The sequence below is a fragment of the Pseudonocardia sp. T1-2H genome (assembly GCF_038039215.1).
GTDB lineage: Bacteria > Actinomycetota > Actinomycetes > Mycobacteriales > Pseudonocardiaceae > Pseudonocardia.
In genome coordinates, this window is the sequence record NZ_JBBPCL010000001.1 from 1,327,646 (window position 1) to 1,352,385 (window position 24,740).

Below are 24,740 nucleotides of genomic sequence, written 5' to 3' on the forward strand. Positions count from 1 at the left end.
CCCGACGAGATCGACCTGGACTCGCCCCTGGAGCGGGCGATCGGCGGTGCGTCGGCGAAGCTGATGGCGAAGATGGACCTGCACACGGTCGGGGACCTGGTCCGGCACTACCCGCGCCGCTACGTCGCGCGCGGTTCGCTCACGGACATCGCCGGGCTCGAGATCGGCGAGCAGGCCACGCTGGTCGCGCGGATCGACAAGGTCTCCACCCGGCAGATGCGCACGCGCCGCGGGTCGCTGATGAACGTGACACTGGTCGACGGCAAGGGCCGCACGCTGGACTGCACGTTCTTCAACGCCCACAAGCTCAAGGGGATGATCGAGGTCGGCAAGACCATGATCTTCTCGGGGAAGGTCGGCACCTACCGCAAGGGCAACGAGGTCGTCCTGCAGCTCACCCACCCGGAGTTCGAGCCGCTGGACGACGGCGACGGCATCCGCCCCTTCATCTCCGTCTACCCGGCGAAGAAGGGGGTGGACTCCTGGAAGATCGCGCGGTGCGCCCGGGCTGCCCTCGACGTGCTGGACGACCCCACGGACCCGCTCCCGGAGGAGATCCGCCGCGCCGAGAAGCTGCCCGAGCTGGGCCGTGCGCTGCGCCGGATCCACGTCCCCGAGACCGAGGCGGACTACCACGCCGCCCGCGCCCGGCTGGTCTGGGACGAGGCGTTCGGCGTGCAGCTCGCGCTGGCCCTGCGCCGGGAGAAGGCCCTGGAACGCCCCGCCGCGGCCAGCCCGCACCGCCCCGGCGGCCTGCTCGACGCGTTCGACGCCGTGCTGCCCTTCCCGCTGACCAGCGGGCAGAAGTCCGTCGGGGCGGAGATCGCCGAGGACCTCGCGCACGAGCTCCCGATGAACCGGCTCGTGCAGGGGGACGTCGGCGCGGGCAAGACGATCGTCGCGCTCCGGGCGATGCTGCAGGTCGTGGACTCGGGCCGGCAGGCCGCGATGCTCGCGCCCACCGAGGTGCTCGCCTCGCAGCACGCCCGGTCGCTGCGCGCGATGCTCGGCCCGATCGGCCGCGGCGGCGAGCTGGACGCCGCCGAGAACTCCACGAAGATCACCCTGCTCACCGGCTCGATGACCACCGCGGAGAAGCGGCAGGCGCTGCTGGACACCCAGTCCGGGGAGGCCGGGATCGTCGTCGGCACCCACGCGCTGATCCAGGACACGGTCGGGTTCGCAGACCTCGGCCTCGTCGTGGTGGACGAGCAGCACCGCTTCGGCGTCGAGCAGCGGGACGCGCTTCGCGGGCGCGGCGAGCGGACCCCGCACCTGCTGGTCATGACGGCCACGCCGATCCCGCGGACCGTCGCCATGACGGTCTACGGGGACCTGGAGATCTCCGCGCTCACCGAGCTGCCCAAGGGCCGGTCCCCGATCGCTACGACGGTCGTCCCGGCGGGGAGAAGCCGGCCTGGCTCGCGCGGGTCTGGGCCCGGGTCCGCGAGGAGGTCGACGCCGGGCACCAGGTCTACATCGTGTGCCCGCGGGTCGGCGGGGACACGGCGACGGGGAAGAAGCGCGCCGCGGACCCCGAGGACGCAGACCTGATCGACACCGACGACCCGGACATCGGTGCGGACTCCGACGACGGCTCCACCAGGAGGCCCCCGCTCGCGGTCCTGGACGTCGCGCCGGGCCTCTCCGAGGGGCCGCTCGCAGGCCTGCGGATCGGCATCCTGCACGGCAAGCTCCCGCCGGAGGAGAAGGACGCGGTCATGCGCGCCTTCGAGCGTCACGAGCTGGACGTGCTGGTCGCCACCACCGTGATCGAGGTCGGCGTCGACGTCCCGAACTCCACCGGGATCGTGATCCTGGACGCGGACCGGTTCGGCCTGTCCCAGCTGCACCAGCTCCGCGGCCGGGTCGGCCGGGGCTCCGCGCCGGGTGTCTGCCTGCTGGTCACGGACATGCCCGCGGGCACCACGGCCCGGGAACGCCTCGACGCGGTCGCGGGCACCACGGACGGCTTCGAGCTCGCCCGGCTGGACCTGGAGCTGCGCCGGGAGGGGGACGTCGTCGGAACCACGCAGTCCGGGCGGCGCTCCGGCCTGCGGCTGCTGTCCCTGGTCCGGCACGAGAAGGTGATCGTGAGCGCCCGGGACTACGCGGGGAAGCTCCTCATCGAGGACCCGGGCCTGGAGAGGCACCCGGGCCTGCGCGCGCTCGTCGAGGAGACGGTCGGGGAGGACCAGGCGGAGTACCTCGCCAAGGCGTGACCGCCGGCCGCCGAGCAGGAGACCCCAGCAGGGCCGCCGGGCCTAGCCCTGGCCTAGCCCGGCAGCGCGCCCCGTGCCGCCTCGTCGAGCGCCGCCACCGCGGTCCGCGGCAGGCGCACCACCCCGGTCCGCTCCAGCCTGGCGAGCTCGCTGCGGGCCATCGCGTATGCGGTGAGCCGTTCGGCCTCGGAGTCCGAGTCCCGCGCCGTCGTCAGGAGCTTGAGGACGCGCTCGACGCTGCCCCGCTCGTCCGGGGAGAGCGCGGAGTGCCGGATCCGCTCGGCCGCGTCCCGGGCCGCCTGCCAGGCCCGCTCGGCCCGGTCCACGGCCGCGATGAACTTCCGGGCGTGGCCGTCGGGCGGGCGGGCGTCCGTGTCCAGGGCCTGGGCCTCGGCGAACGCCTCGACGAACCGGCCGGTGCTGGGCACCGACACGTCCGCGAGCGCGGGCAGCCGCAGGACCTCCATCGCGTCGCACTCGTACGCGGCGTAGTCGACGCGCAGCGCGTCGAATCGGGCACGGGCGGCGTCCCACGCCGGCCGGGGAGGCGTCGAGGGCGCGGTGCGCGGGGGTAACGGCGCCGGCGCCGTGAACAGGGAGCGGGCCCGGTACACGGACACCCCGACCATCAGCAGGAGGATCATCGGGATCAGGCCGAGCAGCAGCACGCCGTTCGCACCGGCACCCGAGACGATGAACAACAACGGGATGATCACGAAGGGAGCGGGGAAGGCGCCGCGGTGGCGGTACGGTCCGTGGTGTCCGTTCCGGCCGCGGGCGGCGCGCCGAACCTGGTGGGCCGCGCGCTCGCCCGGCCCCTCCCACCGCGGGTACAGATGGCCCTGCCGGTGCCCGTGTGGACGCGGTCTCATGACTCCTTGGTACCCCCGACGGGTGGCGGCGGCACGGAATCGAGGCGGAATGAACCCGGTCGGCCGTGCAGGTCTCAGGGGTTCCTCAGCGTGCCCCCGACGAGCGTGAGTCGATCCCGGACCCGGGACAGCGCTCGACGCTCGCCGGACGCCGTGCGAGTCTTCCCGCGTTCCTCCCGCCCTGCCGCCACCGCGGTCCGGGCGGGCCGGCGTGGGTGAGGGAGCTCGATGTTCAGCAAGGTGTTGGTGGCCAACCGCGGCGAGATCGCGATCCGGGCATTCCGGGCGGCGTTCGAGCTGGGGATCTCGACGGTCGCGGTCTTCCCGTACGAGGATCGGAACTCGCTGCACCGGGCCAAGGCGGACGAGTCGTACCAGATCGGCGAGGCGGGCCACCCCGTCCGCGCCTACCTGTCGGTGGACGAGGTGATCAAGGCTGCGCGCAAGGCGGGCGCGGACGCCGTCTACCCCGGCTACGGCTTCATGTCCGAGAACCCCGACCTGGCCGCCGCCTGCGCGGACGCCGGGATCGTCTTCGTCGGGCCACCCGCGGACGTGCTGCACCTCACGGGCAACAAGTCCCGCGCGGTCGCCGCCGCGCGGGAGGCGGGCGTGCCGGTGCTGGCCTCGTCGGAACCGACCACGGATGTCGACGCGCTGGTCGCGGCGGCCGAGGAGATCGGGTTCCCGATCTTCGTCAAAGCGGTCGCCGGTGGTGGTGGCCGCGGCATGCGCCGGGTCGCGGAGCCCGCGGACCTGCGGGACTCGATCGAGGCCGCGAGCCGCGAGGCCGAGTCCGCGTTCGGCGACGGCACGGTGTTCCTCGAGCAGGCCGTGGTGAACCCGCGGCACATCGAGGTCCAGATCCTCGCCGACTCGGCGGGCAACGTCGTGCACCTCTACGAGCGGGACTGCTCGGTGCAGCGCCGCCACCAGAAGGTCATCGAGATCGCGCCGGCGCCGAACCTGGACCCGGAGCTGCGCGAGCGGATCTGCACCGACGCGGTGAACTTCGCGAAGGCCATCGGGTACGTCAACGCGGGGACCGTCGAGTTCCTCGTCGACGAGCGCGGCAACCACGTCTTCATCGAGATGAACCCGCGCATCCAGGTCGAGCACACGGTCACCGAGCAGGTCACGGACCGGGACCTGGTCATCGCGCAGCTGCGCATCGCGTCCGGCATGACCCTGCCGGAGCTGCACCTCACCCAGGACGAGATCACCCTCTCGGGCGCGGCCCTGCAGTGCCGGATCACCACCGAGGACCCGGCGAACGGCTTCCGTCCGGACACCGGCACCATCTCGGCCTACCGCTCGGCCGGTGGTCCCGGGGTGCGGCTCGACGGCGGCACGGTCCACACGGGCGCGGAGATCTCCGCCCACTTCGACTCGATGCTGGTCAAGCTGACCTGCAACGGCCACGACTTCGCCAACGCCGCCCGCCGGGCCCGCCGGGCGATCGCGGAGTTCCGGATCCGGGGGGTCTCGACGAACCTGCCGTTCCTCGCCGCCGTGCTGAACGACCCGGACTTCCAGGCCGGCGCGGTCACGACGTCGTTCATCGAGGAGCGCCCGCAGCTGGTCAAGGCGCGCCCGTCCGCGGACCGCGGCAGCCGGGTGCTGAGTTACCTCGCCGAGACCACGGTGAACCGGCCGAACGGGCCGCGGCCCGAGGTCGTCGAGCCGGTGGACAAGCTGCCGTCGGTGGACCTGAACGCGGAGGCGCCCGCCGGGTCCGCCCAGCTCCTGCGCGAGCTCGGGCCGGAGGGCTTCGCGCGGCGGCTGCGGGAGCAGACCGCCGTCGCCGTCACGGACACCACGTTCCGCGACGCGCACCAGTCCCTGCTGGCCACGCGGGTGCGGACCCGGGACCTGCTCGCGGTGGCCCCGTACGTGGCGCGGACGGCGCCGGAGCTGCTGTCCCTGGAGTGCTGGGGCGGCGCGACCTACGACGTCGCGCTGCGCTTCCTGGCCGAGGACCCGTGGGAGCGGCTGGCCGCGCTGCGCGAGGCCGTGCCCAACATCTGCACGCAGATGCTGCTGCGGGGGCGGAACACGGTGGGCTACACGCCGTACCCGACCGAGGTCACGGACGCCTTCGTCACCGAGGCCGCGCAGACCGGGATGGACATCTTCCGGATCTTCGACGCGCTCAACGACATCGCGCAGATGCGCCCGGCGATCGAGGCCGTGCGGAACACCGGGACCGCGCTGGCGGAGGTGGCGCTCTGCTACACCGCGGACCTGTCGAACCCGGACGAGAAGCTCTACACCCTGGACTACTACCTGCGCCTGGCCGAACAGATCGTCGACGCCGGCGCGCACGTGCTGGCGATCAAGGACATGGCCGGGTTGCTGCGCCCGCCGGCCGCGCGGACGCTGGTCACGGCGCTGCGGGAGCGGTTCGACCTGCCGGTGCACCTGCACACCCACGACACCGCGGGCGGCCAGCTCGCGACGCTGATGGCCGCGATCGACGCCGGGGTGGACGCCGTGGACGCGGCGGTCGCGTCGATGGCCGGCACGACCAGCCAGCCGTCGCTGTCCGCGCTGGTCGCGGCCACGGACCACACCGAGCGGGCGACGGGGCTGAGCCTGCAGGCGGTGGCGGACCTGGAGCCGTACTGGGAGGCGGTGCGGAAGGTCTACGCGCCGTTCGAGTCCGGGCTGGCGTCGCCGACCGGACGCGTCTACCACCACGAGATCCCGGGCGGGCAGCTGAGCAATCTCCGTCAGCAGGCGATCGCGCTGGGGCTGGGGGACCGGTTCGAGCTGATCGAGGACCTCTACGCCGCGGCGGACCGGATGCTGGGCCGGCTGGTGAAGGTCACGCCGTCGTCGAAGGTCGTGGGGGACCTGGCGCTGCACCTGGTCGGCGCGGGCGTGGAGGCGGCGGACTTCGAGTCCGACCCGGGCAAGTTCGACGTCCCGGACTCGGTGATCGGGTTCCTGCGCGGCGAGCTGGGTGACCCGCCCGGCGGCTGGCCGGAGCCCTTCCGCACCCGCGCGCTGGAGGGCCGCTCGCCCGAGGCGGAGACTCCGGAGCTGTCGATCGAGGACCGGCGCGGACTGCGGGACAACCGCCGGGCGACGCTCAACCGGCTGTTGTTCCCCGCCCCCACGAGCGCGTTCGAGACCCACCGCGAGCACTACGGCGACACGTCCGTGCTCTCGACGAAGGACTTCTTCTACGGCCTGGAGCCCGACCTCGAGCACACCGTGACCCTCGAGCAGGGCGTCACGCTGCTGATCGAGCTGGAGGCGATCTCCGAGGCGGACGAGCGGGGCTACCGCACCGTCCTCGCCACCCTGAACGGGCAGCTGCGCCCGGTGTCCGTGCGCGACGAGTCGATCACCACGGACGTCAAGGCGGCGGAGCGGGCGGAGCGCGGCAACGACCACCACGTCGCGGCGCCGTTCGGTGGCGTGGTGACGCTGCAGGTCGAGGAGGGCGCGTCCGTCGAGTCCGGGCAGACCGTCGCGACGATCGAGGCGATGAAGATGGAGGCCTCGATCAGCGCCCAGCGCTCCGGCACGGTCGCGCGGCTGGCGATCGGCAAGGTCCAGCAGGTCGAGGGCGGGGACCTCCTCCTAGAGATCGAGTGACCCCCGGGCCGCACCATGGAGCCACGACGCGGAAAAATGGGCACCGAAACCGCGTCGTGGCCCATGACGCGCAGGGGCGGGGGAAGTCGTGACGCGGATCATCGCCGGGGTGGCCGGGGGGCGGCGGTTGGCGGTGCCTGCCGCTGGTACCCGGCCTACGTCGGACCGGGTGCGGGAGGCGTTGTTCAGCGCGCTCTCCCACGATCCCGGCCTCGACGGCGCGGCCGTCCTGGACGTGTGCGCGGGCTCCGGCGCGCTGGGGCTCGAGGCGCTGTCCCGGGGGGCCGCGCACGCCACGTTCGTCGAGTCGGACCGCAAGGCCGCCGCGGTGCTGCGCCGCAACGTCGCGGAGCTCGGGCTCGGCGGGACCGTGCGGCACGGCACCGCCGGGACGGTCCTCGCCGGGCCCGCGGACCGCGCCTACGACGTCGTGCTCGTGGACCCGCCCTACGCCGTGACGGACGCCGAGATCGCCGGCTGGCTCGCCTCCGCGCACCGCGGCGGCTGGCTCGCCGACGACGCGGTGGTCGTGGTCGAGCGGGCCCGCCGGTCGCGGGACTTCCCGTGGCCCGAACCCCTCGAAGGGGTGCGTGAGCGTCGTTACGGGGACACCGTGCTGCACGTCGGCGGCTGTTACCGTCCGCCCATGCCTGCTGAGGCGCAGCGATGAGGCGCGCGGTCTGTCCCGGCTCGTTCGATCCCCCCACCCTCGGGCACCTCGACATCATCGGCCGGGCGGCCGGGTTGTTCGACGAGGTCGTCGTCGGGGTGCTGATCAACAAGAGCAAGAAGAGCCTGTTCACGGTGGACGAGCGCATCGCGATGCTCAGCGAGATCACCCAGGACTACGACAACGTCCGGGTGGACTCCTTCCACGGGCTGCTCGTGGACTACTGCCGCACCCACGAGATCCGGGCGATCGTGAAGGGCCTGCGCGCCGTCACGGACTTCGACTACGAGCTGCAGATGGCGCAGATGAACCAGCGGCTGTCCGGTGTGGACACGCTGTTCATGTCGACGAACCCCGAGTTCAGCTTCCTGTCCAGCTCGCTGGTCAAGGAGGTCGCGACCTACGGCGGCGACGTCGCACACCTGCTGCCTGAGCTGGTCCACCGCCAGCTGCTGGACCGGATCGCCGAGCGCTCCTGAGCACGGCCGGGCGGGGGCTCGACGCCCTACCCGGTCGCGAAGCGCTCCACACCTGTCGATCACCCGGTCGGAACTTGACACGCTGGGGCAGGGCTCAATACAGCGTTCGGCCGCAGGGCGGTGAGAGGATCCCCTACGTGTACCGGGTCTTCGAGTCGCTCGACGCGCTGGTGACCGTGGTCGAGGAGGCGCGCGGCGTCCCCATGACCGCCACCTGCGTCGTCCCGCGTGGTGACGTGCTCGACCTGCTCGACGACGTCCGGGAGGCGTTGCCGGGCGAGCTCGACGACGCCCAGGACGTCCTGGACCGCCGGGACGAGATCGTCGGCGAGGCCGAACGGGAGGCCGAGGAGACGCGCTCCGCGGCGAGCACGGAGGCCGAGGAGACGCTCGCGGACTCCCGCGCCGAGGCCGAGCGGATGGTCGCCGAGGCCCGCGAGGAGGCCGAGCGCACCCTGGCCGAGGCCCGCCACGAGGCGGAGCTGGCCGTCGCCGAGGGCCGCCGGCTGTACGCGGAGCTCACCGACCGGGCCCGGTACGACGCGGACCGCCTCGCCGAGGCCGGTCGGGCCGCGCACGACCGCTACGTCGCGGACGGGCAGGCGGAGCAGACCCGGCTCGTCTCGGGAACCGAGGTGTTCCGGGTCGCGCAGCAGGAGGCCGCCCGGATCGTCGACAGCGCCGAGGACGAGGCGGAGCGGCTGCGCCGCGAGTGCGACGGCTACGTCGACGCGAAGCTGGCCGAGTTCGAGGAGACCCTCGGCAAGGCGCTGCGGACGGTGAGCCAGGGCCGCAGCCAGCTCTGGCAGACCGGCTCGCCCAGCGGGTCCCCGGTGACCGCGCTGCGCGGGCGCTCCGGCACGGGCATGGACCTGATCGACTGATCGTCGCGGGCGGGGACCAACGCCGTCCGTACTGCACACGTCGGCCTCGTTGCCGGCCGGGACGGGCCGGCCGAGGAGGCCGCCACGCTGCGGCCCGCCGCCGAGGGGTGACCGCTCAGTCCGTCGGCGCGACCCGGACGACGATCTTGCCGCGGCCGTGGCCCTGCTGGTTGAGGCGGAAGGCGTCCGCCGCCTCGGCCAGCGGGAAGACGCGCGTGACGGGGACGGTGAGCTCCCCGGCGTCGGCCAGGCCGGCGAGGAGCCGCAGCTGGGCCGCGTCCGGGCGCACCCAGCAGTACAGGCCGCCCGCCTCGGCGACCGTGGCGTCGACGACGGAGCCGTGCCGGCCGTTCTCGGCGAGGACCGCCCGGGTGACGTCGAGGACGCCGCCGACGAAGTCCGCGACCACGTCGACCCCGTCCGGTGCGAGCTCCCGGACGCGCTCGGCGAGGCCGTCGCCGTACTCGACGGGCTCGGCGCCGAGGGAGCGCAGGAAGTCGTGGTTGGCGGGCGAGGCGGTGCCGATGACCCGGGCGCCGAGGACGCGGGCGATCTGCACGGCGAGCGCGCCGACCCCGCCGGCCGCGGCATGCACCAGCACCGTGTCGCCCTTGCCGGTGCCGAGCCGGGTGAGCAGCTGGTAGGCCGTCAGGCCCGCGAGCGGCAGCCCCGCGGCCTGGTCCCAGTCGAGCGCGGCGGGCTTGCGGGCCGCCGTGCGGACCGGGGCGGAGACGTACTCGGCGAACGTCCCGCCGTGCACCCAGTCCTTGCGGGCGTAGGCGATCACCTCGTCGCCGACGGAGAACTCGGGGGTGTCGAACCCGGCCTCCTCGACGACCCCCGCCACGTCCCACCCGGGGATCGCGGGGAACTCGATCTCCAGCACGGCGTCGAGGCCACCGGCCATCACCTTCCAGTCGACCGGGTTGACGGACGCGGCCCGAACCTTGATCAGCACCTCGTCGGGCCCGACCTTCGGCCGCGGAAGCTCGGTGGCCTCGAGGACGTCGGGGTCGCCGTAGTGGTCGTACGTCATCGCCTTCACAGCCCCACCATGCCCCGTGGTCCGGCGGTCCCGCCTCGGAGCGAGGCAGCACGCGCGCGGCCGGCTCGATCACCATTCGATCAAGAGGGGCAACCGGGAGCGCCCGGCGGGTTACCGTACGCACATGGCGCGTCGTGTCGAGCCGGATCCGACGACCTGGTGGGACAGGTACGGGCACCGACTGCACCCACGGCCCACCGAGGCCGGCTCGGAGTCGCCGTCCGAGGTTGATCGATTCGATCCGCACAGCCTCCTGCGCCCCCGCGATCCCGCGCCGGACCGGGGCTGGCGGCGGCTGGTGCACACCGGCAGCCTGGGCCGGATCAACCCCGGCCCGGGCCCGGCGCAGCTCGTCGCGGAGGACCGGCTCGCCCGCATCAGGACTCCGCTCGATGGCCCGCACCGCGTCGCGATCACCTCGATCAAGGGTGGGATCGGCAAGACCACCGTGACCGCGGGTCTCGGCCTGGCGATGGCGGACCACCGGGGGGACCGGGTCCTCGCGCTCGACGCGAACCCGGACGCGGGCACGCTCGCGGACCGGACCTCGGGGGAGTCCGGGGTGACCGTGCGGGACCTGCTGAACGACCTCGCCCACGTCGACTCGTGGACCGCGCTGTCCCGTTACACCAGCCTGGCCGGCCGGCTGCACGTGCTGTCGTCGGAGCAGGACCCGGCGGCGGGCGAGGCCTTCAGCCGGGAGGAGTACTTGCGGGTCGACGCGCTGCTGGGCCGTTTCCTCAGCCTGATCCTCACGGACTCCGGGACCGGCCTGGTGCACTCGGCGATGGCAGGGACGCTGGAGTCGGCGGACTCGCTCGTCGTCGTCGGGGCGCCCACGGTCGACGGTGCGGGCCGGGCGAGCAAGACCCTGGACTGGCTGGTCGCGCACGGGTACGGGCAGCTGGTCGCGCAGGCGGTCGTCGTGCTGTCCCAGGACCGGGCCAGCGCGGAGGTCGACGGCGCGCGGGTGCACGCGCACTTCGCCTCCCGCTGCCGCGCGGTCGTCGAGCTCCCGCACGACCCGCACCTGGCGATGGGGGGCCGGATCGACCCGGGCCGCCTGCGCCCGGCGACGCGGGACGCGTTCCTGGTGCTGGCCGCGGTGGTGGCGGACGGCTTCCCGAACGGCTGACATGCACTCGGGAACGGGGGCACATGATCGTCTCTCGTTATAGTCACCGGACGACCGCGCTCCGTGACCGGCCGGGCCGCCGGAGCCGCGTGCACGTCGTCGACCAGGGGAGAGGTGGCCGTGAACGGCCAGGACAGCGGCAGCGACCGTCACGAGCAGGACGACCGGCCGGCCGAGCGGACGACGGACGGCGGCGACGGCCGGGTCGCCGGTGCCCGGTCCGCGGAGGGCCGGGTGTCCGCGACGTCGGCCCGCCCACCGGCGCCGGACGACGACGAGATCGAGGCCGCCGCCGAAGCGGAGAAGCGACCGGCCGGCGCGCCGGAGCCGGTCACCGAGCACGCCGAGTTCGAGCCGGAGCACGCCGAGCACGACGGGGACCAGGGCGAGGAACCCCTCGACGCCGAGGTGGTCGAGCCCGCCGAGACGGATCCGCCCGCGGCCACGGACCCCGCGCTCCCGGTCGGTCCGGATGCGGCGGCCGGGAAGCCGGGCGGAGCCGAGGCCGCCCCCGTGGAGCCGCCGCAGGGGCCGCGCCGGCCGCCCGGCCCGCCCACAGGGGCGCGGAGCCAGGCCGCGGCCCGGCTGCCGCAGGCCACCGGACCCGTGCCCGGGCCGTCGGACCTGGGACGGCGACCGAGCCGCGGGCCGGCGCAGCCCGCCCGGCCCAAGGCCCGTCCGGACGCGACGGCGGCCGAGCTCACCGAGGACGCGATCGTCCGCAACCGCGGGGACCGGCCCACCCAGGGTTGGCGCGGCGCGGTGTTCCGGGTGACCGGCGGCCTCGTCAACCCGGGCGTCGGCGCGGACGAGCGCGGCCGGCAGGAGCAGCTGCGGCGGATCCGCCGCCCGCTCCCGGGCTCGCACCAGATCGCGGTCAGCTCCATCAAGGGCGGGGTCGGCAAGACCACCGTGTCCGCCTGCCTCGGGCTCGTCCTGGCCGAGAACCGCGGGGACCGGGTGATCGCGCTCGACGCCAACCCGGACGCCGGCACCCTCGCCGACCGGCTCACCGGGGAGGCCTCCGTGACGGTCCGCAGCCTGCTGGACAACATCGAGGCGACCCACTCGCTGACCGACGTGGCGCGCTACACGAGCCTCGCGGGGCGGCTGCAGGTCCTCGCCTCCGAGCAGGACCCGGCGATGAGCGAGGCCTTCGACCGGGACGAGTACGAGCGCGTCTGCGCCGTCCTCACCCGCTTCTACAACATCGTGATCACGGACTCCGGGACCGGCCTCGTGCACTCCGCGATGGAGGGCACGCTCGCGCTCGCGGACAGCCTGGTGGTGGTCGGGGCGCCGACGGTCGACGGGGCGAGCCGGGCCAGCAAGACCCTGGACTGGCTGATCGCGCACGGGCACGCCGCGCGGGTCGCGAACGCCGTCGTGGTGCTGAGCTGCGACCGCGTGTCCAAGGAGGTCGACCGGGTCCGGGTGCGCGAGCACTTCGCGGCGCGCTGTCGCGCGGTCGTCGAGATCCCGCACGACCCGCACCTGGCCACGGGAGGCCGGATCGAGCTCGGCCGGCTGCGCTCGGCCACCCAGGACGCGTTCCTGGAGTTGGCCGCGCACCTCGCGGACGGCTTCGGCTACGTGCCCCGCGGGGCGGTTCCGTCGACGCCGGCGCCCGGCCTGCCCTGACGCGGTCCGGACGGTCAGGTGTCGAGGCGGGCGGTGGGCATCTCCGGTACCGGCCGGTGCAGGTCCGCGGCCTCCTCGGCGGGCGGCACCGGCACGTCGAGCGCGGTCAGCGCCAGGTACGCCTCGACGATCCCCGCGCCGTTCGTCCGGCTGCTCCCGGCGGGGCCGTCGCCGGACCCGGAGATCGCGGCGAAGGAGTACGCGGGCCGCTGAGCCGGACGGAGGACTATCGTGGCACCGGCTATGAGCAACAAGCGCACACCCACCCCCCGCCCCGAGGCGAGCCCGTGGGCTTTCAGCACCCGTGAGCTGGGACGTCGTCCCGGCATCATGCGTCCCGTCACCCGGTCCGTCCCCGCCCCCGGTGGAGACGAGGCGATCGGGCTCGTCGGCGTGCTCGAGGTTCCCGCGGGCTCCGACATCGACCTCGACCTACGGCTCGAGTCCGTCAGCGAGGGCGTCTACGTCTCCGGGACGGCCGCGGCGAGGCTCGAGGGCGAGTGCTCGCGCTGCCTGGACCCGCTCTCCGAGGACGTCGAGGTGCGCGTCGAGGAGCTGTTCGCCTACCCGGACAGCATCACCGAGGAGACCACCGACCCCGACGAGGTCCCCCGCCTGGTGGACGATTACCTGAACCTCGAGCAGACGGTCCGGGACGCGCTCGTCGTGGACCTGCCGCTCGCCCCGCTGTGCCGCGACGACTGCCCCGGTCTGTGCCCCGAATGCGGGGGACGACGGGCCGATCTCGGGCCGGACCACGGGCATGAGACACTGGATCCTCGGTGGGCCGCTCTCCGTGAGCACCTCCCTTCCGAGTGACGGGCCGTAGTCAGAGACGGGCTCGTCGGCTCGGCGCCCGAAGCCAGACCAGAACATGATGTCGTAAGACCTCTCAGCAACCGTAGGAGATCTGCCGTGGCCGTACCCAAGCGCCGGATGTCGCGGTCCAACACGCGCTCTCGCCGGGCGCAGTGGAAGGCCAGCGCGCCGAACCTCGTCGCCTGCTCGAACCGTGCCTGCCGCGAGATGAAGATTCCGCACATGGCCTGCCCCGTCTGCGGAACGTACGACGGCCGCCAGGTCACCAGCCCGGCCTGATCCACAGGTCAGCCGGGTGGGGGACAAGACCTTCACGGGGCCGCGCGAAGACCGCGGGCCCCTGCTCGAGGCGCTCGGCGTCGACTTCGACGCCGAGCTGCTGACTCTTGCCCTCACCCACCGCTCGTACGCCTACGAGCACGGGGGCCTGCCCACGAACGAGCGCCTGGAGTTCCTCGGGGACTCCGTGCTCGGGGTGGTCATCACCGAACGTCTGTACCGGGACCACCCGGACCTCCCGGAGGGACAGCTCGCGAAGCTGCGCGCCTCCGTCGTCAACATGCACGCCCTGGCGAGCGTGGCGGTGGAGCTCTCCGAGTTCGGTCTCGGTGCCTACCTGTATCTCGGCCGCGGTGAGGAGCTCACCGGCGGCCGGGAGAAGGCGAGCATCCTCGCCGACGCCACCGAGGCCCTGATCGGCGCGGTGTATCTGCAGCACGGCCTCGAGACCGCGCGCTCCCTCGTGCACCGCCTCTTCGAGGGCCTGCTGCAGTCGGCCCCACTGCTCGGTGCCGGCCTGGACTGGAAGACCAGCCTCCAGGAGCTGACGGCCTCGCAGAGCCTCGGCGTGCCGGAGTACCGGATCGCCGAGGAGGGCCCGGACCACCTCAAGGTGTTCACCGCCACCGCCGTCGTCGGCGGGCGGGAGCTGGGCACCGGGGACGGGCGCACCAAGAAGGAGGCCGAGCAGAAGGCCGCCGCTCTCGCCTGGCGGACACTCAGTGGTGACAAGAGCGTGGGCGGCGAGACGAGCTCGACCTCCCGCAGCTCCTGAGTCCGCGAGCAGTACCGTGCCCAGCTCCCCGAGGTCGAGGTCGTCCGCCGCGGCCTCGCCGACCACGTCCTGGACCGCCGGATCGCGGCCGTCACAGTCGCGCATCCCCGGGCCGTCCGCCGCCACGTCGCCGGGGCCCAGGACTTCACGTCCCGGTTGAAGGACCGCACCATCACCGCCGCCCGTCGCCGCGGCAAGTACCTGTGGCTGGAGCTCGATGCCGCCGGCCCCGGGGACGACGCGCTCCTGGCGCACCTCGGCATGAGCGGGCAGATGCTCGTCGCGGATCCTGGTCGGGCCGACGAGAAGCACCTGCGGATCCGCGTCTCCTTCGACGACGACGGCCCCGAGCTGCGCTTCGTGGACCAGCGGACCTTCGGCGGGCTGTCGGTCCACCCGCTCGTCGAGGGCGCCGGGGGAGGCCTGCTGCCCGAGCCGGTCGCACACATCGCGCGGGACCCGATGGACCCCGCCTTCTCCCTGGACGAGGCCGTGGCCGCGATGCGCCGGCGGCGCACCGAGGTGAAGCGGGCCCTGCTGGACCAGACCGTCGTCTCCGGGATCGGGAACATCTACGCGGACGAGGCCCTCTGGCGGGCACGCCTGCATTGGGCCCGCCCCACCGCCGCCCTCACCCGCGCGCAGGGCCGCGCGGTGCTGGCGGCGGCGTCGGAGGTCATGGACGAGGCCCTGGGCCAGGGCGGGACCTCCTTCGACGCGCTGTACGTCAACGTCAACGGGGCGTCGGGCTACTTCGACCGCTCGCTGAACGTCTACGGACAGGCGGACCGGGGGTGCCGCCGCTGCGGCACCCCGATCCGCCGGGACCCGTTCATGAACCGGAGCTCCTTCAGCTGCCCGCGCTGCCAGCCCAGGCCGCGCGCTACAGCCAGCCGCGCCGTTTGAAGATCAGGTACAGCACCAGTCCGAGCAGGAGCATCAGGCCGATCGCCATCGGGTAGCCGAACCACAGGTTCAACTCCGGCATGTGCGTGAAGTTCATCCCGTACACCCCGGCGACGAGCGTGGGGGCGAAGAGGATCGCCGCCCAGGACGACACCCGCTTCATCTGCTCGTTCTGCACGTAGCCGGCCTCGGTCAGCCGGGTCATCTCCTCGTTCTGCCGCTGCCCGACGAGCGTGGAGTTGACCGCCAGGATGTTCGTCAGCAGCTGCCGGAAGCCCTCGGTGCGCTCGCGGACGCGGGTGGCGTGGTCCTGGACGTCGCGCAGCAGGCGGCGCAGCTCGAGGTCCGGCGCCGAGCCGGTCTTGCCGAACCGGTCCCGCAGCTCGGTGAAGATCTCCGCCAGCGGCTCGACGGCGCGCTGGAAGTCGATGACCTCGCGGCTGAGCTGGTAGATGCGCCGGGAGACCTTCGGATCGCCCTCGAAGACCTGGACCTCGATCTGGTCGATGTCGTCCTGCAGGCCGTCGATCACCGGGCCGTAGTCGTCGACGACCCGGTCGAGCACGGCGTAGAGCACCGCCATCGGCCCGTGCGAGAGCAGATCCGGGTCCTTCTCCAGGCGGTGGCGGACGACCGCGAGGTCCGGTTCCTCGGCGTGCCGGACGGTGATCACGAAGTCCGGGCCGAGGAAAAGGTGCACCTCGCCGAGCTCGATCTCCTCCTGCTCGTCGAGGTAGCGGGCGGGCCGCAGCACGACGAACTCGGTGTCCCCGTAGCGTTCCATCTTCGGCCGCTGGTGGGCGTGCACGGTGTCTTCCACGGCGAGGGCGTGCAGGCCGAACTCCTTCGCGACGTCCGCGACGTCGTCGGGCGTCGGCCGCAGCAGCCCGATCCAGCAGAAGGTCCGCCCGGGCCCACAGTCCCGCAGCGTCTCGACGGTCTGGTCCAACGACTCGGGTTCGCGCGCGCGGTGCCCGTCGACGTACACGGCGTTGTCCACGACGGACACGGGGCACCTCCGAACGATCACCAGGCCGCCGGGGGCGGACCCTTCGCGGAGGATATCTCCGCGCCCCGCTGAGCGCGGGTCCGAGCGGTCCCACCGCCGCGACCCCCGCCGACCGGCGCGGCAGGGTCGAGGAACGCGAGCAGGCACGAGGCTCGCGTGCAGGCCCCGGCGGTGGATCACCGCGGTACCGTGGCGGCGCGATGAGTACCGACCAGTCTTCCTCCGTACGGCTCACCGCCTGGGTCGAGGGCAGTGTGCAGGGCGTCGGCTTCCGCTGGTGGAGCCGCTCCCGCGCCCTCGAGCTGGGCCTCGTGGGCCAGGCCCGCAACCTCGACGACGGCCGCGTCGCCGTCGTCGCGGAGGGTCCGCGCGCCCAGTGCGACGAGCTCCTGGCCCTACTGAGGGGCGGCACGACCCCGGGCACCGTGACCGGGGTCGCCGAGCAGTGGACGGACGCGAAGAACACCTTCACGACCTTCAGCGAAGCCTGACCGGAGGGGATCGCCCGGGCGTCGCGGGCGAGCGCGCAGGGATCGACGGCCCCGGGGCCCACCTCGCGAGCACCGGCGCGGGGGAGCAGGGCGTTCCTACCGCGACCGGTACGCTCCGCCTCACCCCCGAGACCTCCCGGAGAGCCCACCCCGTGCACCTGAAGAGCCTGACGTTGAAGGGCTTCAAGTCCTTCGCCTCGGCCACGACGCTCCGCCTGGAACCGGGCATCACCTGCGTCGTGGGGCCGAACGGCTCCGGCAAGTCCAACGTGGTGGACGCCATCAGCTGGGTGCTCGGCGAGCAGGGTGCGAAGGCGCTGCGCGGCGGCAAGATGGAGGACGTGATCTTCGCCGGCACGTCCGGCCGGGCGCCGCTGGGTCGCGCCGAGGTCACCCTGACCATCGACAACTCCGACGGCGCCCTCCCGATCGACTACTCCGAGGTCTCGATCACCCGGCGGATGTTCCGGGACGGCGCCGGCGAGTACGAGATCAACGGCAGCGCGTGCCGCCTGCTCGACGTCCAGGAGCTGCTCAGCGACTCCGGGATCGGCCGGGAGATGCACGTCATCGTCGGGCAGGGCCGGCTCGACGGCGTGCTGCAGTCCAAGCCCGAGGACCGCCGCGCCTACATCGAGGAGGCGGCAGGCGTCCTCAAGCACCGCAAGCGCAAGGAGAAGGCCCTCCGCAAGCTCGACGCGATGCAGGCCAACCTCACCCGGCTCACCGACCTCACCGGCGAGCTGCGCCGCCAGCTCAAGCCGCTGGGCCGGCAGGCGGAGATCGCACGCAGAGCGCAGCAGGTGCAGTCCGAGCTGCGGGACGCCCGGATCAGGCTCGCCGCGGACGACATCGTCACGCTACGGGACTCCCTCGCCCGCGAGGAGGCGGACGAGCAGCGTGCCCGCGCCCGCCGCGCGGAGGTCGCCGAGCAGTTGGACGCCGCCCGCGAGCAGCAGTCCGGCCTGGAGGACGCCCTCGCCGCGGACGCGCCACGGCTGCAGGCCGCGCAGGACACCTGGTACAGGCTCTCCGCGCTGGCCGAGCGGCTGCGCGGAACCGTCCGGCTGGCCGAGGAACGCGCCCGGCACCTCGCGGGGGACGACGGCGAGCGGCCGCAGGGCCGGGACCCCGACGAGCTCGACGCCGAGGCGGAGCTCGTCGCGGAGCAGGAGGCGGAGTCGTCGAGGGGGTCGTCGAGGCCCGGCAGCGGCTCGCGGAGGTCCTGGAGGAGCGCGCCGAGCAGGAGCGCACGCTGCAGGCCGCCGAGCGCGCGCACCTCGCGGCGGTCCGGGCGATCGCGGATCGCAAGGCGGGACTGGCGACGCTCGCGGGCAAGGCCGAGGCGCTGCGCAGCGGTGCGGCCGCCACGGCCGAGGAGATCGACCGGCTCTCCGAGGCGCTGGGCGAGGCCGAGGCCCGGACGACCGCGGCCGTCGCCGAGCTGGAGACCGCACGCGCCGAGCCGGGCGGCACAGACGAGTCCGAGGGCCTCGACGAGCGGGTCGAGACGGCCGCGGAGGCGCACGAGAGCGCCCGCGCCCGGGTCGCGGAGCTGGTTGCGCGGGAGCGGGAGCTCGAGCAGCAGCGCGCGCACTGGCGGGCCCGGGTGGACGCGCTGTCCGTCGGCCTGGCCCGCAAGGACGGTTCCGGCGCGCTGCTGGCCGGGGAGCACCAGGGCGTCCTCGGCGCGGTGTCCGGGCTGCTCACCGTCGAGCCGGACGCCCGGACGGCGGTCGCCGCGGTCCTGGGCGAGCTCGCCGAGGGGGTCGCGGTGGCCTCGGCCGAGGCGGCCGTCGACACCCTCCGCACGCTCCGCCGCACGGACTCCGGGACGGCGTCGCTGCTGGTGGGGACCTCCGCGAGCAAGGGCGACCCGGTCGCGCTGCCCGGTCCCGGTCGCGCTGCCCCGCCCGCGGGGACCTGGGCCCGGGAATCCGTGAAGGCGCCGCAGGGGCTCGGAGCGGCGGTGGCCGCGGTGCTGGACGGGGTCGTGATCGTCGACGACCTGGACGCCGCCCGTGCCGTCGTCGAGGCCGCTCCCGCGCTGATCGCCGTGACCCGGGACGGGGACGTGCTCGCCGCCGGGCGGGCCCGCGGCGGATCCGGGGGCGGTTCCAGCGCCCTCGACGTCCAGGCCGCGGTCGACGAGGCGCTGGCGGCCCGCGAGACGAACGAGCAGGAGCTGGCCCGGCTGCGCCCCGCGCTGGAGGGCGCCCGCGCCGAGGAGGCCGCCCGGGCCGGGGACCTCGAGGCCGCCACCGCCGCGCGCCGCGCCGCGGAGTCCCGGCGCACGGCCGCGTCCGCGCAGCTCGGGCGGCTGGAGCAGGTCGTGCGCTCGGCGGAGGCCGAGGCCGTGCGGCTCCGGGAGCGCCGCGACGCCGTCGAGGCCCGCCGGTCGGACTCGCTGCTCGCCCTGGAGGCCGCCGAGCGTCAGCTTTCCCTGGCCGAGGGCGAGCCGCTCGAGGACGAGCCGGACACCGAGGTGCGGGACGCCGCCGCGGACCGGCTGGCCGAGGCCCGGTCCGAGGAGGTCGAGTGCCGGCTCGCGCTGCGCACGGCCGAGGAGCGGGCGCGGGCGATCGCCGGGCGAGCGGACTCGTTGCGCCGCCAGGCCGCGTCGGAACGCCAGGCCAGGGCCCGGGCCGAGGCCGCCCGCGCCGAACGGGAGCGCGGCGCGGCGGTGGCCGCCCTCGTCGTCGGGGCGGGTGGGGCCGCGCTGGAGCGGATGGACGTCTCACTGGCGTCCGCGGCGGTGGAACGGGACGAGGTCGCGGCGGCGCGGGCCGAACGCGAGACGGCCCTGGCCGAGGCCCGCGCGTCGACGGGCCGGCTGTCGGCGCTGCTGGACAAGCTGGTCGACACCGTCCACCGGGACGAGGTCGCCCGCGCGGAGTCCCGGCTGCGGCTCGAGCAGCTCACCGAGAAGGTCCTGGGGGACCACGGGCTCGGGATCGACGACCTGGTCGCCGAGTACGGGCCGTCCGTGCCGGTGCCGCCGCCCGCAGGAGAGATCGCCGAGTACGAGGCGGCGAAGGAGCGCGGCGAGGATGTCGTCGCGCCCATGTCCGTGCCGTACGACCGGGCCACCCAGGAGCGCCGGGCGAAGCGCGCCGAGAAGGACATCGCGCTGCTCGGCAAGGTCAACCCGCTCGCGCTGGAGGAGTTCGCCGCGCTGGAGGAGCGCTACACGTTCCTGTCCACGCAGCTCGAGGACCTGAAGAACACCCGCCGCGACCTGCTGACCGTCGTCCGGGAGGTCGACGACAAGATCCTCGAGGTCTTCACCTCGGCGTACTTCGACGTCGCCCGCGAGTTCGAGACCGTGTTCGCCACGCTGTTCCCCGGCGGCGAGGGGCGGCTCGTCCTGACGGACCCGAGCGACATGCTCACCACCGGCATCGAGGTGGAGGCGCGGCCGCCGGGCAAGAAGGTCAAGCGGCTGTCCCTGCTCTCCGGCGGCGAGCGCTCGCTGACCGCGATGGCGCTGCTCGTCGCGATCTTCCGGGCCAGGCCCTCGCCCTTCTACATCCTCGACGAGATCGAGGCGGCGCTCGACGACGTCAACCTCCGCCGGTTGATCAGCCTGCTGGAGGAGCTGCGCGCCACCAGCCAGCTCATCGTCATCACGCACCAGAAGCCGACGATGGAGGTCGCGGACGCGCTCTACGGCGTCTCGATGCGGGGCGACGGCATCACCACGGTGATCTCCCAGCGCCTCCGCGCGGCGTCGTAGTCCCAATGATCTTCACGAGCGGCACTTTCGTTCAGACCTGGTGAGCGAACGCGCCGTTCGTGTGGTGCGGCACCGAGGCACCGACCCCGGCTGTGACAGGCTTGCCCGTGTGACGACGCAGACCTTGTGGATCGTCGTGGCTGTGGTCGCGGCGGTCCTGCTGATCGCTCTGGTCCTGGGGCTGGTGATCGGCCGGCGACGGCGGATCAGCCTGCGCGAGCAGGACGAGCTGAAGACGCAGCGCGGCCCGGAGCTGAAGCCCCCGCCGAAGGGCGGGGGCTACAAGGCGAGCGGTGGGTTCGACTTCTCCTCGGGCACCGCCGCCCCGCCGGCCCCGGAGGCCCCGGTACGCCCGGGCCGGCCTTCGGCCCCGGTCGAACCTCCGACCGCGGCCCAGCCCACGGCCCCGGTCGAGCAGCCGACCCCGGCGCAGACCGCCCCGCCGACCCCCACCGCGCCGGAGAGCACCGCCACCGCGGACGATGTGCGGACGCCGCCGGAGGGCCTGTCCGCCACGGGCACGGCGACCGAGGCGCGGACCCCGCCCGCCGGGATCCCCGTCGCGGAGCAGGCCCCGACCGCGGCGCCGCCGGTCATCCCGGTCGCCCCGCCGACGGACACGGCTCCCGCACGCGAGGACACGGCTCCGGCACCTGAGGCCACCGCGCCGCCGGTCATCCCGGTCGCCCCGCCGACGGACACGGCTCCCGCACGCGAGGACACGGCTCCGGCACCTGAGGCCACCGCGCCGCCGACCGAGACGGCCCCGCCGAGGGACACGGCCCCGCCGACCACCACGGCCCCGCCGATCGACCGGGCCGCGCCGGCCCCGACCGCCCCGCCGAGGGACACCGCCCCGGTCGCGGACACCGCTCCGCCGACCGCCCCTCCGCCGATGGCTCCTCCGGTGCGCGCTCCGGAACGCACCGCGCCCCCGCAGACCCCGGTCGCCCCGCCGCGCGAGGCACCCGCGCCCGCGGCGCCGGCCGCCCCCGCGGCGCCACCTGCCGCCCCTGCGGCCGACACGGCGGCCCCGCCCGCCCCGACGGAGGAGATCGCTCCCACCGACGGCCGCCTGGAGCGGCTGCGCGGGCGCCTCGCCCGCTCCCGTTCCGGGTTCGGGCAGAGCCTGCTGGGCCTCCTCGGCGCCGGCGAGCTCGACGAGGAGTCCTGGGAGGACGTGGAGGCGACCCTTCTGCAGGCGGACCTCGGTCCCGAGATGACCTCCGAGCTCGTCGAGACCCTGCGCACCGAGCTCGCCGCCCGCGGTGTCCGCACCCCGGAGCAGGCCCGTCAGCTCCTCCGGGACGTGCTCGGCCGCGCGCTCGGACCGGACGTGAACCGGTCCGTCGCGGCGCTCCCGCACGACGGGCGCCCGGCCGTGGTGCTCGTCGTCGGCGTCAACGGGACGGGCAAGACCACCACCACCGGCAAGCTGGCCCGGGTCCTCGTGGCGAACGGCCGGCACGTGGTCCTGGGCGCGGCGGACACGTTCCGCGCGGCCGCCGCCGAGCAGCTGCAGACCTGGGGCGAGCGGGCCGGTGCCAAGGTCGTGCGCGGCGCCGAGGGCGCGGACCCGGCAGCCGTCGCGTTCGACGCCGTCAAGCGCGGCACTGCGGACGGCGTGGACGCCGTCCTGCTGGACACGGCCGGCCGGCTGCACACCAAGACCGGGTTGATGGACGAGCTGGGCAAGATCAAACGCGTCGTCGAGAAGCAGGCCGAGGTCGACGAGGTGCTGCTCGTCCTCGACGCGACCACCGGCCAGAACGGGCTGATCCAGGCCCGCGTGTTCGGCGAGGTGGTGAAGGTCACGGGCATCGTGCTGACGAAGCTGGACGGAACGGCCAAGGGCGGCATCGTCTTCCGCGTGCAGCGGGAGCTGGGGGTGCCGGTGAAGCTGGTGGGTCTGGGCGAGGGCCCGGACGACCTGGCTCCGTTCGAGCCGGGAGCCTTCGTCGACGCCCTGCTGACCTGAGCCGGACGAGCGACGACGGTCACAGTGGACGGTCGCCGAACCGTGATGCACGGACGACGGTGCGTGACATGACGGTCACCCTCGCGGTTCGCCGCATTGCGTAATCCCGATGTAACCCGTGGAGGCGGCAGGTTCACTGATCGGAAACATCGAGCGACCCTCCCCGAAACATCGCGCTTCGATTATTCCGGGCATCTGCCGCTCGGCGGCGGCGACGAACGGGAGGGAGTTCCGTGGCTGACACCGGCGATACCGCCTGGATGCTTGCCAGTACCGCGCTGGTGCTGCTCATGACACCAGGCCTCGCGCTCTTCTACGGCGGCATGGTCCGTAGCAAGAGCGTGCTCAACATGATGATGATGAGCCTGAGTGCCATGGGCCTGGTCGGCGTCCTCTGGGTGCTGTACGGCTACTCGCTGGCCTTCGGTAACGACGTGGGCGGCGGACTGCTCGGCAACATCACGGACTACTGGGGCCTGAAAGGGCTCTTCGTCGGGTCCTACACGGGCGCCGCGCAGTCCTACCCGCTGGTGGGCACCATCCCGTCGCTGGTCTTCGTCGGCTTCCAGGCCACGTTCGCCATCATCACCGTCGCCCTGATCTCGGGTGCGATCGCGGACCGGATGAGGTTCGGCGCCTGGCTGGTCTTCGCCGGCATCTGGGCCACGGTCGTGTACTTCCCGGTCGCGCACTGGGTGTTCGCCTTCGACGGCGTCACCGCCGAGACCGGTGGCTGGATCGCCAACACCCTCAAGGCGATCGACTTCGCGGGTGGTACCGCGGTCCACATCAACGCCGGTGTCGCGGCGCTGGCCCTCGCGATCGTCCTCGGCAAGCGCCGCGGCTGGCCGCGCGAGCCCATGCGCCCGCACAACCTGACGCTGGTCATGCTCGGTGCCGGCCTGCTGTGGTTCGGCTGGTTCGGGTTCAACGGCGGTTCGGCCGTGGGCTCCAACGGCCTCGCCGGCTACGCGATCATCAACACCATCGTCGCGACCTGCGCCGCGATGCTCGCCTGGCTGGTCGTCGAGCGTGTCCGTGACGGCAAGCCCACGAGCCTCGGAGCCGCCTCCGGCATCGTCGCGGGCCTCGTCGCGATCACCCCGTCCTGTTCCTCGGTCTCCCCGCTGGGCGCCATCGCGGTCGGCGCCATCGCCGGTGTGCTCTGCGCCCTGGCGGTCGGGCTGAAGTTCCGCTTCGGCTACGACGACTCGCTCGACGTCGTCGGCGTCCACCTCGTCGGCGGCATCGCGGGCACCGTGCTCGTCGGCTTCCTCGCCGACCCGGGCTCGGGTGCCGGTGTGGCCGGCCTGTTCTACGGCGGCGGTGTCGACCAGCTCTGGCGCCAGATCGTCGGCGCGGCCGCGGTCCTCCTCTACTCGGGCATCCTGACCTTCGTCATCGCCTACGTCGTGAAGGTGATCTTCAAGGGCAGGCTCCGCCTCGACGAGGACGACGAGTACACCGGTATCGACGAGACCGAGCACGCGGAGACCGCGTACGACTTCTCGAGCCACCGCGGCCTGGCGAGCGTCGCCGGGACCCCGCGCCCCGATGCGGCCACCGCCCAGGCGGCCTCCCACGTGCCGGCGCCCGCCGGCAAGGAGGGCTGATCCATGAAGCTGATCACGGCGATCGTCAAGCCGTTCGTGCTGGAGGACGTCAAGGGCGCCCTCGAGCAGATCGGGGTCCTCGGGATGACCGTCTCCGAGGTCCAGGGCTACGGCCGGCAGAAGGGCCACACCGAGGTCTACCGGGGTGCCGAGTACTCCGTGGACTTCGTCCCGAAGGTCCGGGTGGAGGTCGTCGCGGACGACGCCCTCGCGGACAAGGTGGTCGACGCCGTCGTCGAGGCCGCGCGTACCGGCAAGATCGGTGACGGCAAGGTCTGGGTGACCCCGGTCGAGACCGTCGTCCGGGTCCGCACGGGCGAGCGCGGGAACGACGCGATCTAGGGCCCGTCCTGCGGATCCACGCCGGCTGGACAGACCCTGGTTCTGTCGCTTCACCGTCGGGGCCCGCCGTGCCGAGTGATCGGTGCGGCGGGCCTCCGGCGTCTGACGAGCGGGCGTGTTTCGTCCGGTTCGTCGGAGTTCTTCGTGATTTCCCGCAGGTACCCGTCGAAGAGGAGGCCACCGTGGTCGGTCGAGACGGTCGAGCGGGTCGGGTCCGGTGAGCGGGGTTCCGACGCCC

The 24,740-nt window shown here is 73.6% G+C and carries 17 protein-coding genes and 3 pseudogenes; 16 read left to right on the forward strand and 4 right to left on the reverse strand.

From position 1 onward, the window contains the following. Positions 1-63 precede the first annotated feature (63 nt). Positions 64-2,222: pseudogene (locus WBK50_RS06675) on the forward strand (ATP-dependent DNA helicase RecG). A gap of 53 nt (positions 2,223-2,275) precedes the next feature. Here the strand turns inward: WBK50_RS06675 and WBK50_RS06680 are convergent. Then, complete coding sequence (locus WBK50_RS06680; protein WP_341334745.1) at positions 2,276-3,094, reverse strand: hypothetical protein; 819 nt, start codon at positions 3,092-3,094, stop codon at positions 2,276-2,278. A gap of 228 nt (positions 3,095-3,322) precedes the next feature. Here WBK50_RS06680 and WBK50_RS06685 point away from each other — a divergent pair, with 228 nt between their 5' ends. The 4 genes from WBK50_RS06685 (at position 3,323) to WBK50_RS06700 (ending at position 8,733) form a co-directional block, all read left to right on the forward strand. Beyond that, the gene (locus WBK50_RS06685) at positions 3,323-6,700 is read left to right on the forward strand and encodes a pyruvate carboxylase (protein ID WP_341334746.1); all 3,378 of its coding nucleotides are present in this window, start codon (positions 3,323-3,325) and stop codon (positions 6,698-6,700) included. Between the two features lie 88 nt (positions 6,701-6,788). Further along, entirely contained in the window at positions 6,789-7,370 is a 582-nt protein-coding gene (rsmD, locus tag WBK50_RS06690; RefSeq protein ID WP_341334747.1) for a 16S rRNA (guanine(966)-N(2))-methyltransferase RsmD, read from the forward strand. Continuing rightward, a complete protein-coding gene (gene coaD, locus WBK50_RS06695; protein WP_341334748.1) occupies positions 7,367-7,849 on the forward strand; it encodes a pantetheine-phosphate adenylyltransferase in 483 nt (160 codons plus the stop codon). The genes rsmD and coaD overlap by 4 nt, the downstream gene beginning before the upstream one ends. A 137-nt stretch (positions 7,850-7,986) precedes the next feature. Beyond that, positions 7,987-8,733, forward strand: a complete 747-nt coding sequence (locus WBK50_RS06700) for a DivIVA domain-containing protein (RefSeq protein ID WP_341334749.1) — start codon at positions 7,987-7,989, stop codon at positions 8,731-8,733. Positions 8,734-8,848: 115 nt separating this feature from the next. Here WBK50_RS06700 and WBK50_RS06705 read toward each other — a convergent pair whose 3' ends face one another. Then, positions 8,849-9,769, reverse strand: coding sequence for an NADP-dependent oxidoreductase (locus WBK50_RS06705; protein WP_341339321.1), 921 nt, complete (start codon positions 9,767-9,769; stop codon positions 8,849-8,851). Positions 9,770-9,902: 133 nt separating this feature from the next. Between WBK50_RS06705 and WBK50_RS06710 the strand changes: the two genes are divergently transcribed. Together WBK50_RS06710 and WBK50_RS06715 are read left to right on the forward strand one after the other, a co-directional pair. Then, positions 9,903-10,913, forward strand: a complete 1,011-nt coding sequence (locus WBK50_RS06710; protein ID WP_341334750.1) for a MinD/ParA family ATP-binding protein — start codon at positions 9,903-9,905, stop codon at positions 10,911-10,913. Between the two features lie 120 nt (positions 10,914-11,033). Further along, positions 11,034-12,554 (forward strand): MinD/ParA family ATP-binding protein, encoded by a 1,521-nt coding sequence (locus WBK50_RS06715; protein ID WP_341334751.1) that lies wholly within the window; start codon positions 11,034-11,036, stop codon positions 12,552-12,554. A 14-nt stretch (positions 12,555-12,568) separates the two neighbouring features. Here the strand turns inward: WBK50_RS06715 and WBK50_RS06720 are convergent, their stop codons facing one another. After that, complete coding sequence (locus WBK50_RS06720; protein WP_341334752.1) at positions 12,569-12,808, reverse strand: hypothetical protein; 240 nt, start codon at positions 12,806-12,808, stop codon at positions 12,569-12,571. Between WBK50_RS06720 and WBK50_RS06725 the strand changes: the two genes are divergently transcribed. From WBK50_RS06725 to mutM, 4 genes and pseudogenes are all read left to right on the forward strand, one after another. Continuing rightward, positions 12,798-13,373, forward strand: a complete 576-nt coding sequence (locus WBK50_RS06725) for a YceD family protein (protein WP_341334753.1) — start codon at positions 12,798-12,800, stop codon at positions 13,371-13,373. The genes WBK50_RS06720 and WBK50_RS06725 overlap by 11 nt on opposite strands. Positions 13,374-13,469: 96 nt before the next feature. Further along, positions 13,470-13,652, forward strand: a complete 183-nt coding sequence (gene rpmF, locus WBK50_RS06730) for a 50S ribosomal protein L32 (protein WP_297499002.1) — start codon at positions 13,470-13,472, stop codon at positions 13,650-13,652. Positions 13,653-13,668: 16 nt separating this feature from the next. Then, positions 13,669-14,427, forward strand: coding sequence for a ribonuclease III (rnc, locus tag WBK50_RS06735; protein WP_341334754.1), 759 nt, complete (start codon positions 13,669-13,671; stop codon positions 14,425-14,427). 21 nt (positions 14,428-14,448) lie between these two features. Next, a pseudogene (mutM, locus tag WBK50_RS06740) lies at positions 14,449-15,333 on the forward strand (bifunctional DNA-formamidopyrimidine glycosylase/DNA-(apurinic or apyrimidinic site) lyase); the annotation flags it as partial. On the opposite strand, the gene WBK50_RS06745 reads toward mutM, so the two are convergent. Further along, on the reverse strand, positions 15,311-16,342 hold the full coding sequence (locus WBK50_RS06745) for a magnesium and cobalt transport protein CorA (protein ID WP_341334755.1): 1,032 nt from the start codon (positions 16,340-16,342) through the stop codon (positions 15,311-15,313). The pseudogene mutM and the gene WBK50_RS06745 overlap by 23 nt on opposite strands. A 200-nt stretch (positions 16,343-16,542) precedes the next feature. Between WBK50_RS06745 and WBK50_RS06750 the strand changes: the two genes are divergently transcribed. The 5 genes and pseudogenes from WBK50_RS06750 to WBK50_RS06770 all read left to right on the forward strand — a co-directional run bounded on the left by WBK50_RS06750 (position 16,543) and on the right by WBK50_RS06770 (position 24,502). After that, positions 16,543-16,833: an acylphosphatase gene (locus WBK50_RS06750; protein ID WP_341334756.1), complete on the forward strand. Its 291-nt coding sequence runs from the start codon at positions 16,543-16,545 to the stop codon at positions 16,831-16,833. Between the two features lie 152 nt (positions 16,834-16,985). Continuing rightward, positions 16,986-20,569, forward strand: a pseudogene (smc, locus tag WBK50_RS06755) (chromosome segregation protein SMC). 109 nt (positions 20,570-20,678) lie between these two features. Then, positions 20,679-22,547, forward strand: a complete 1,869-nt coding sequence (ftsY, locus tag WBK50_RS06760) for a signal recognition particle-docking protein FtsY (RefSeq protein WP_341334757.1) — start codon at positions 20,679-20,681, stop codon at positions 22,545-22,547. A gap of 260 nt (positions 22,548-22,807) precedes the next feature. Continuing rightward, the gene (locus WBK50_RS06765) at positions 22,808-24,160 is read left to right on the forward strand and encodes an ammonium transporter (RefSeq protein ID WP_341334758.1); all 1,353 of its coding nucleotides are present in this window, start codon (positions 22,808-22,810) and stop codon (positions 24,158-24,160) included. A gap of 3 nt (positions 24,161-24,163) precedes the next feature. Further along, complete coding sequence (locus tag WBK50_RS06770) at positions 24,164-24,502, forward strand: P-II family nitrogen regulator (RefSeq protein WP_341334759.1); 339 nt, start codon at positions 24,164-24,166, stop codon at positions 24,500-24,502. Positions 24,503-24,740 lie beyond the last annotated feature (238 nt).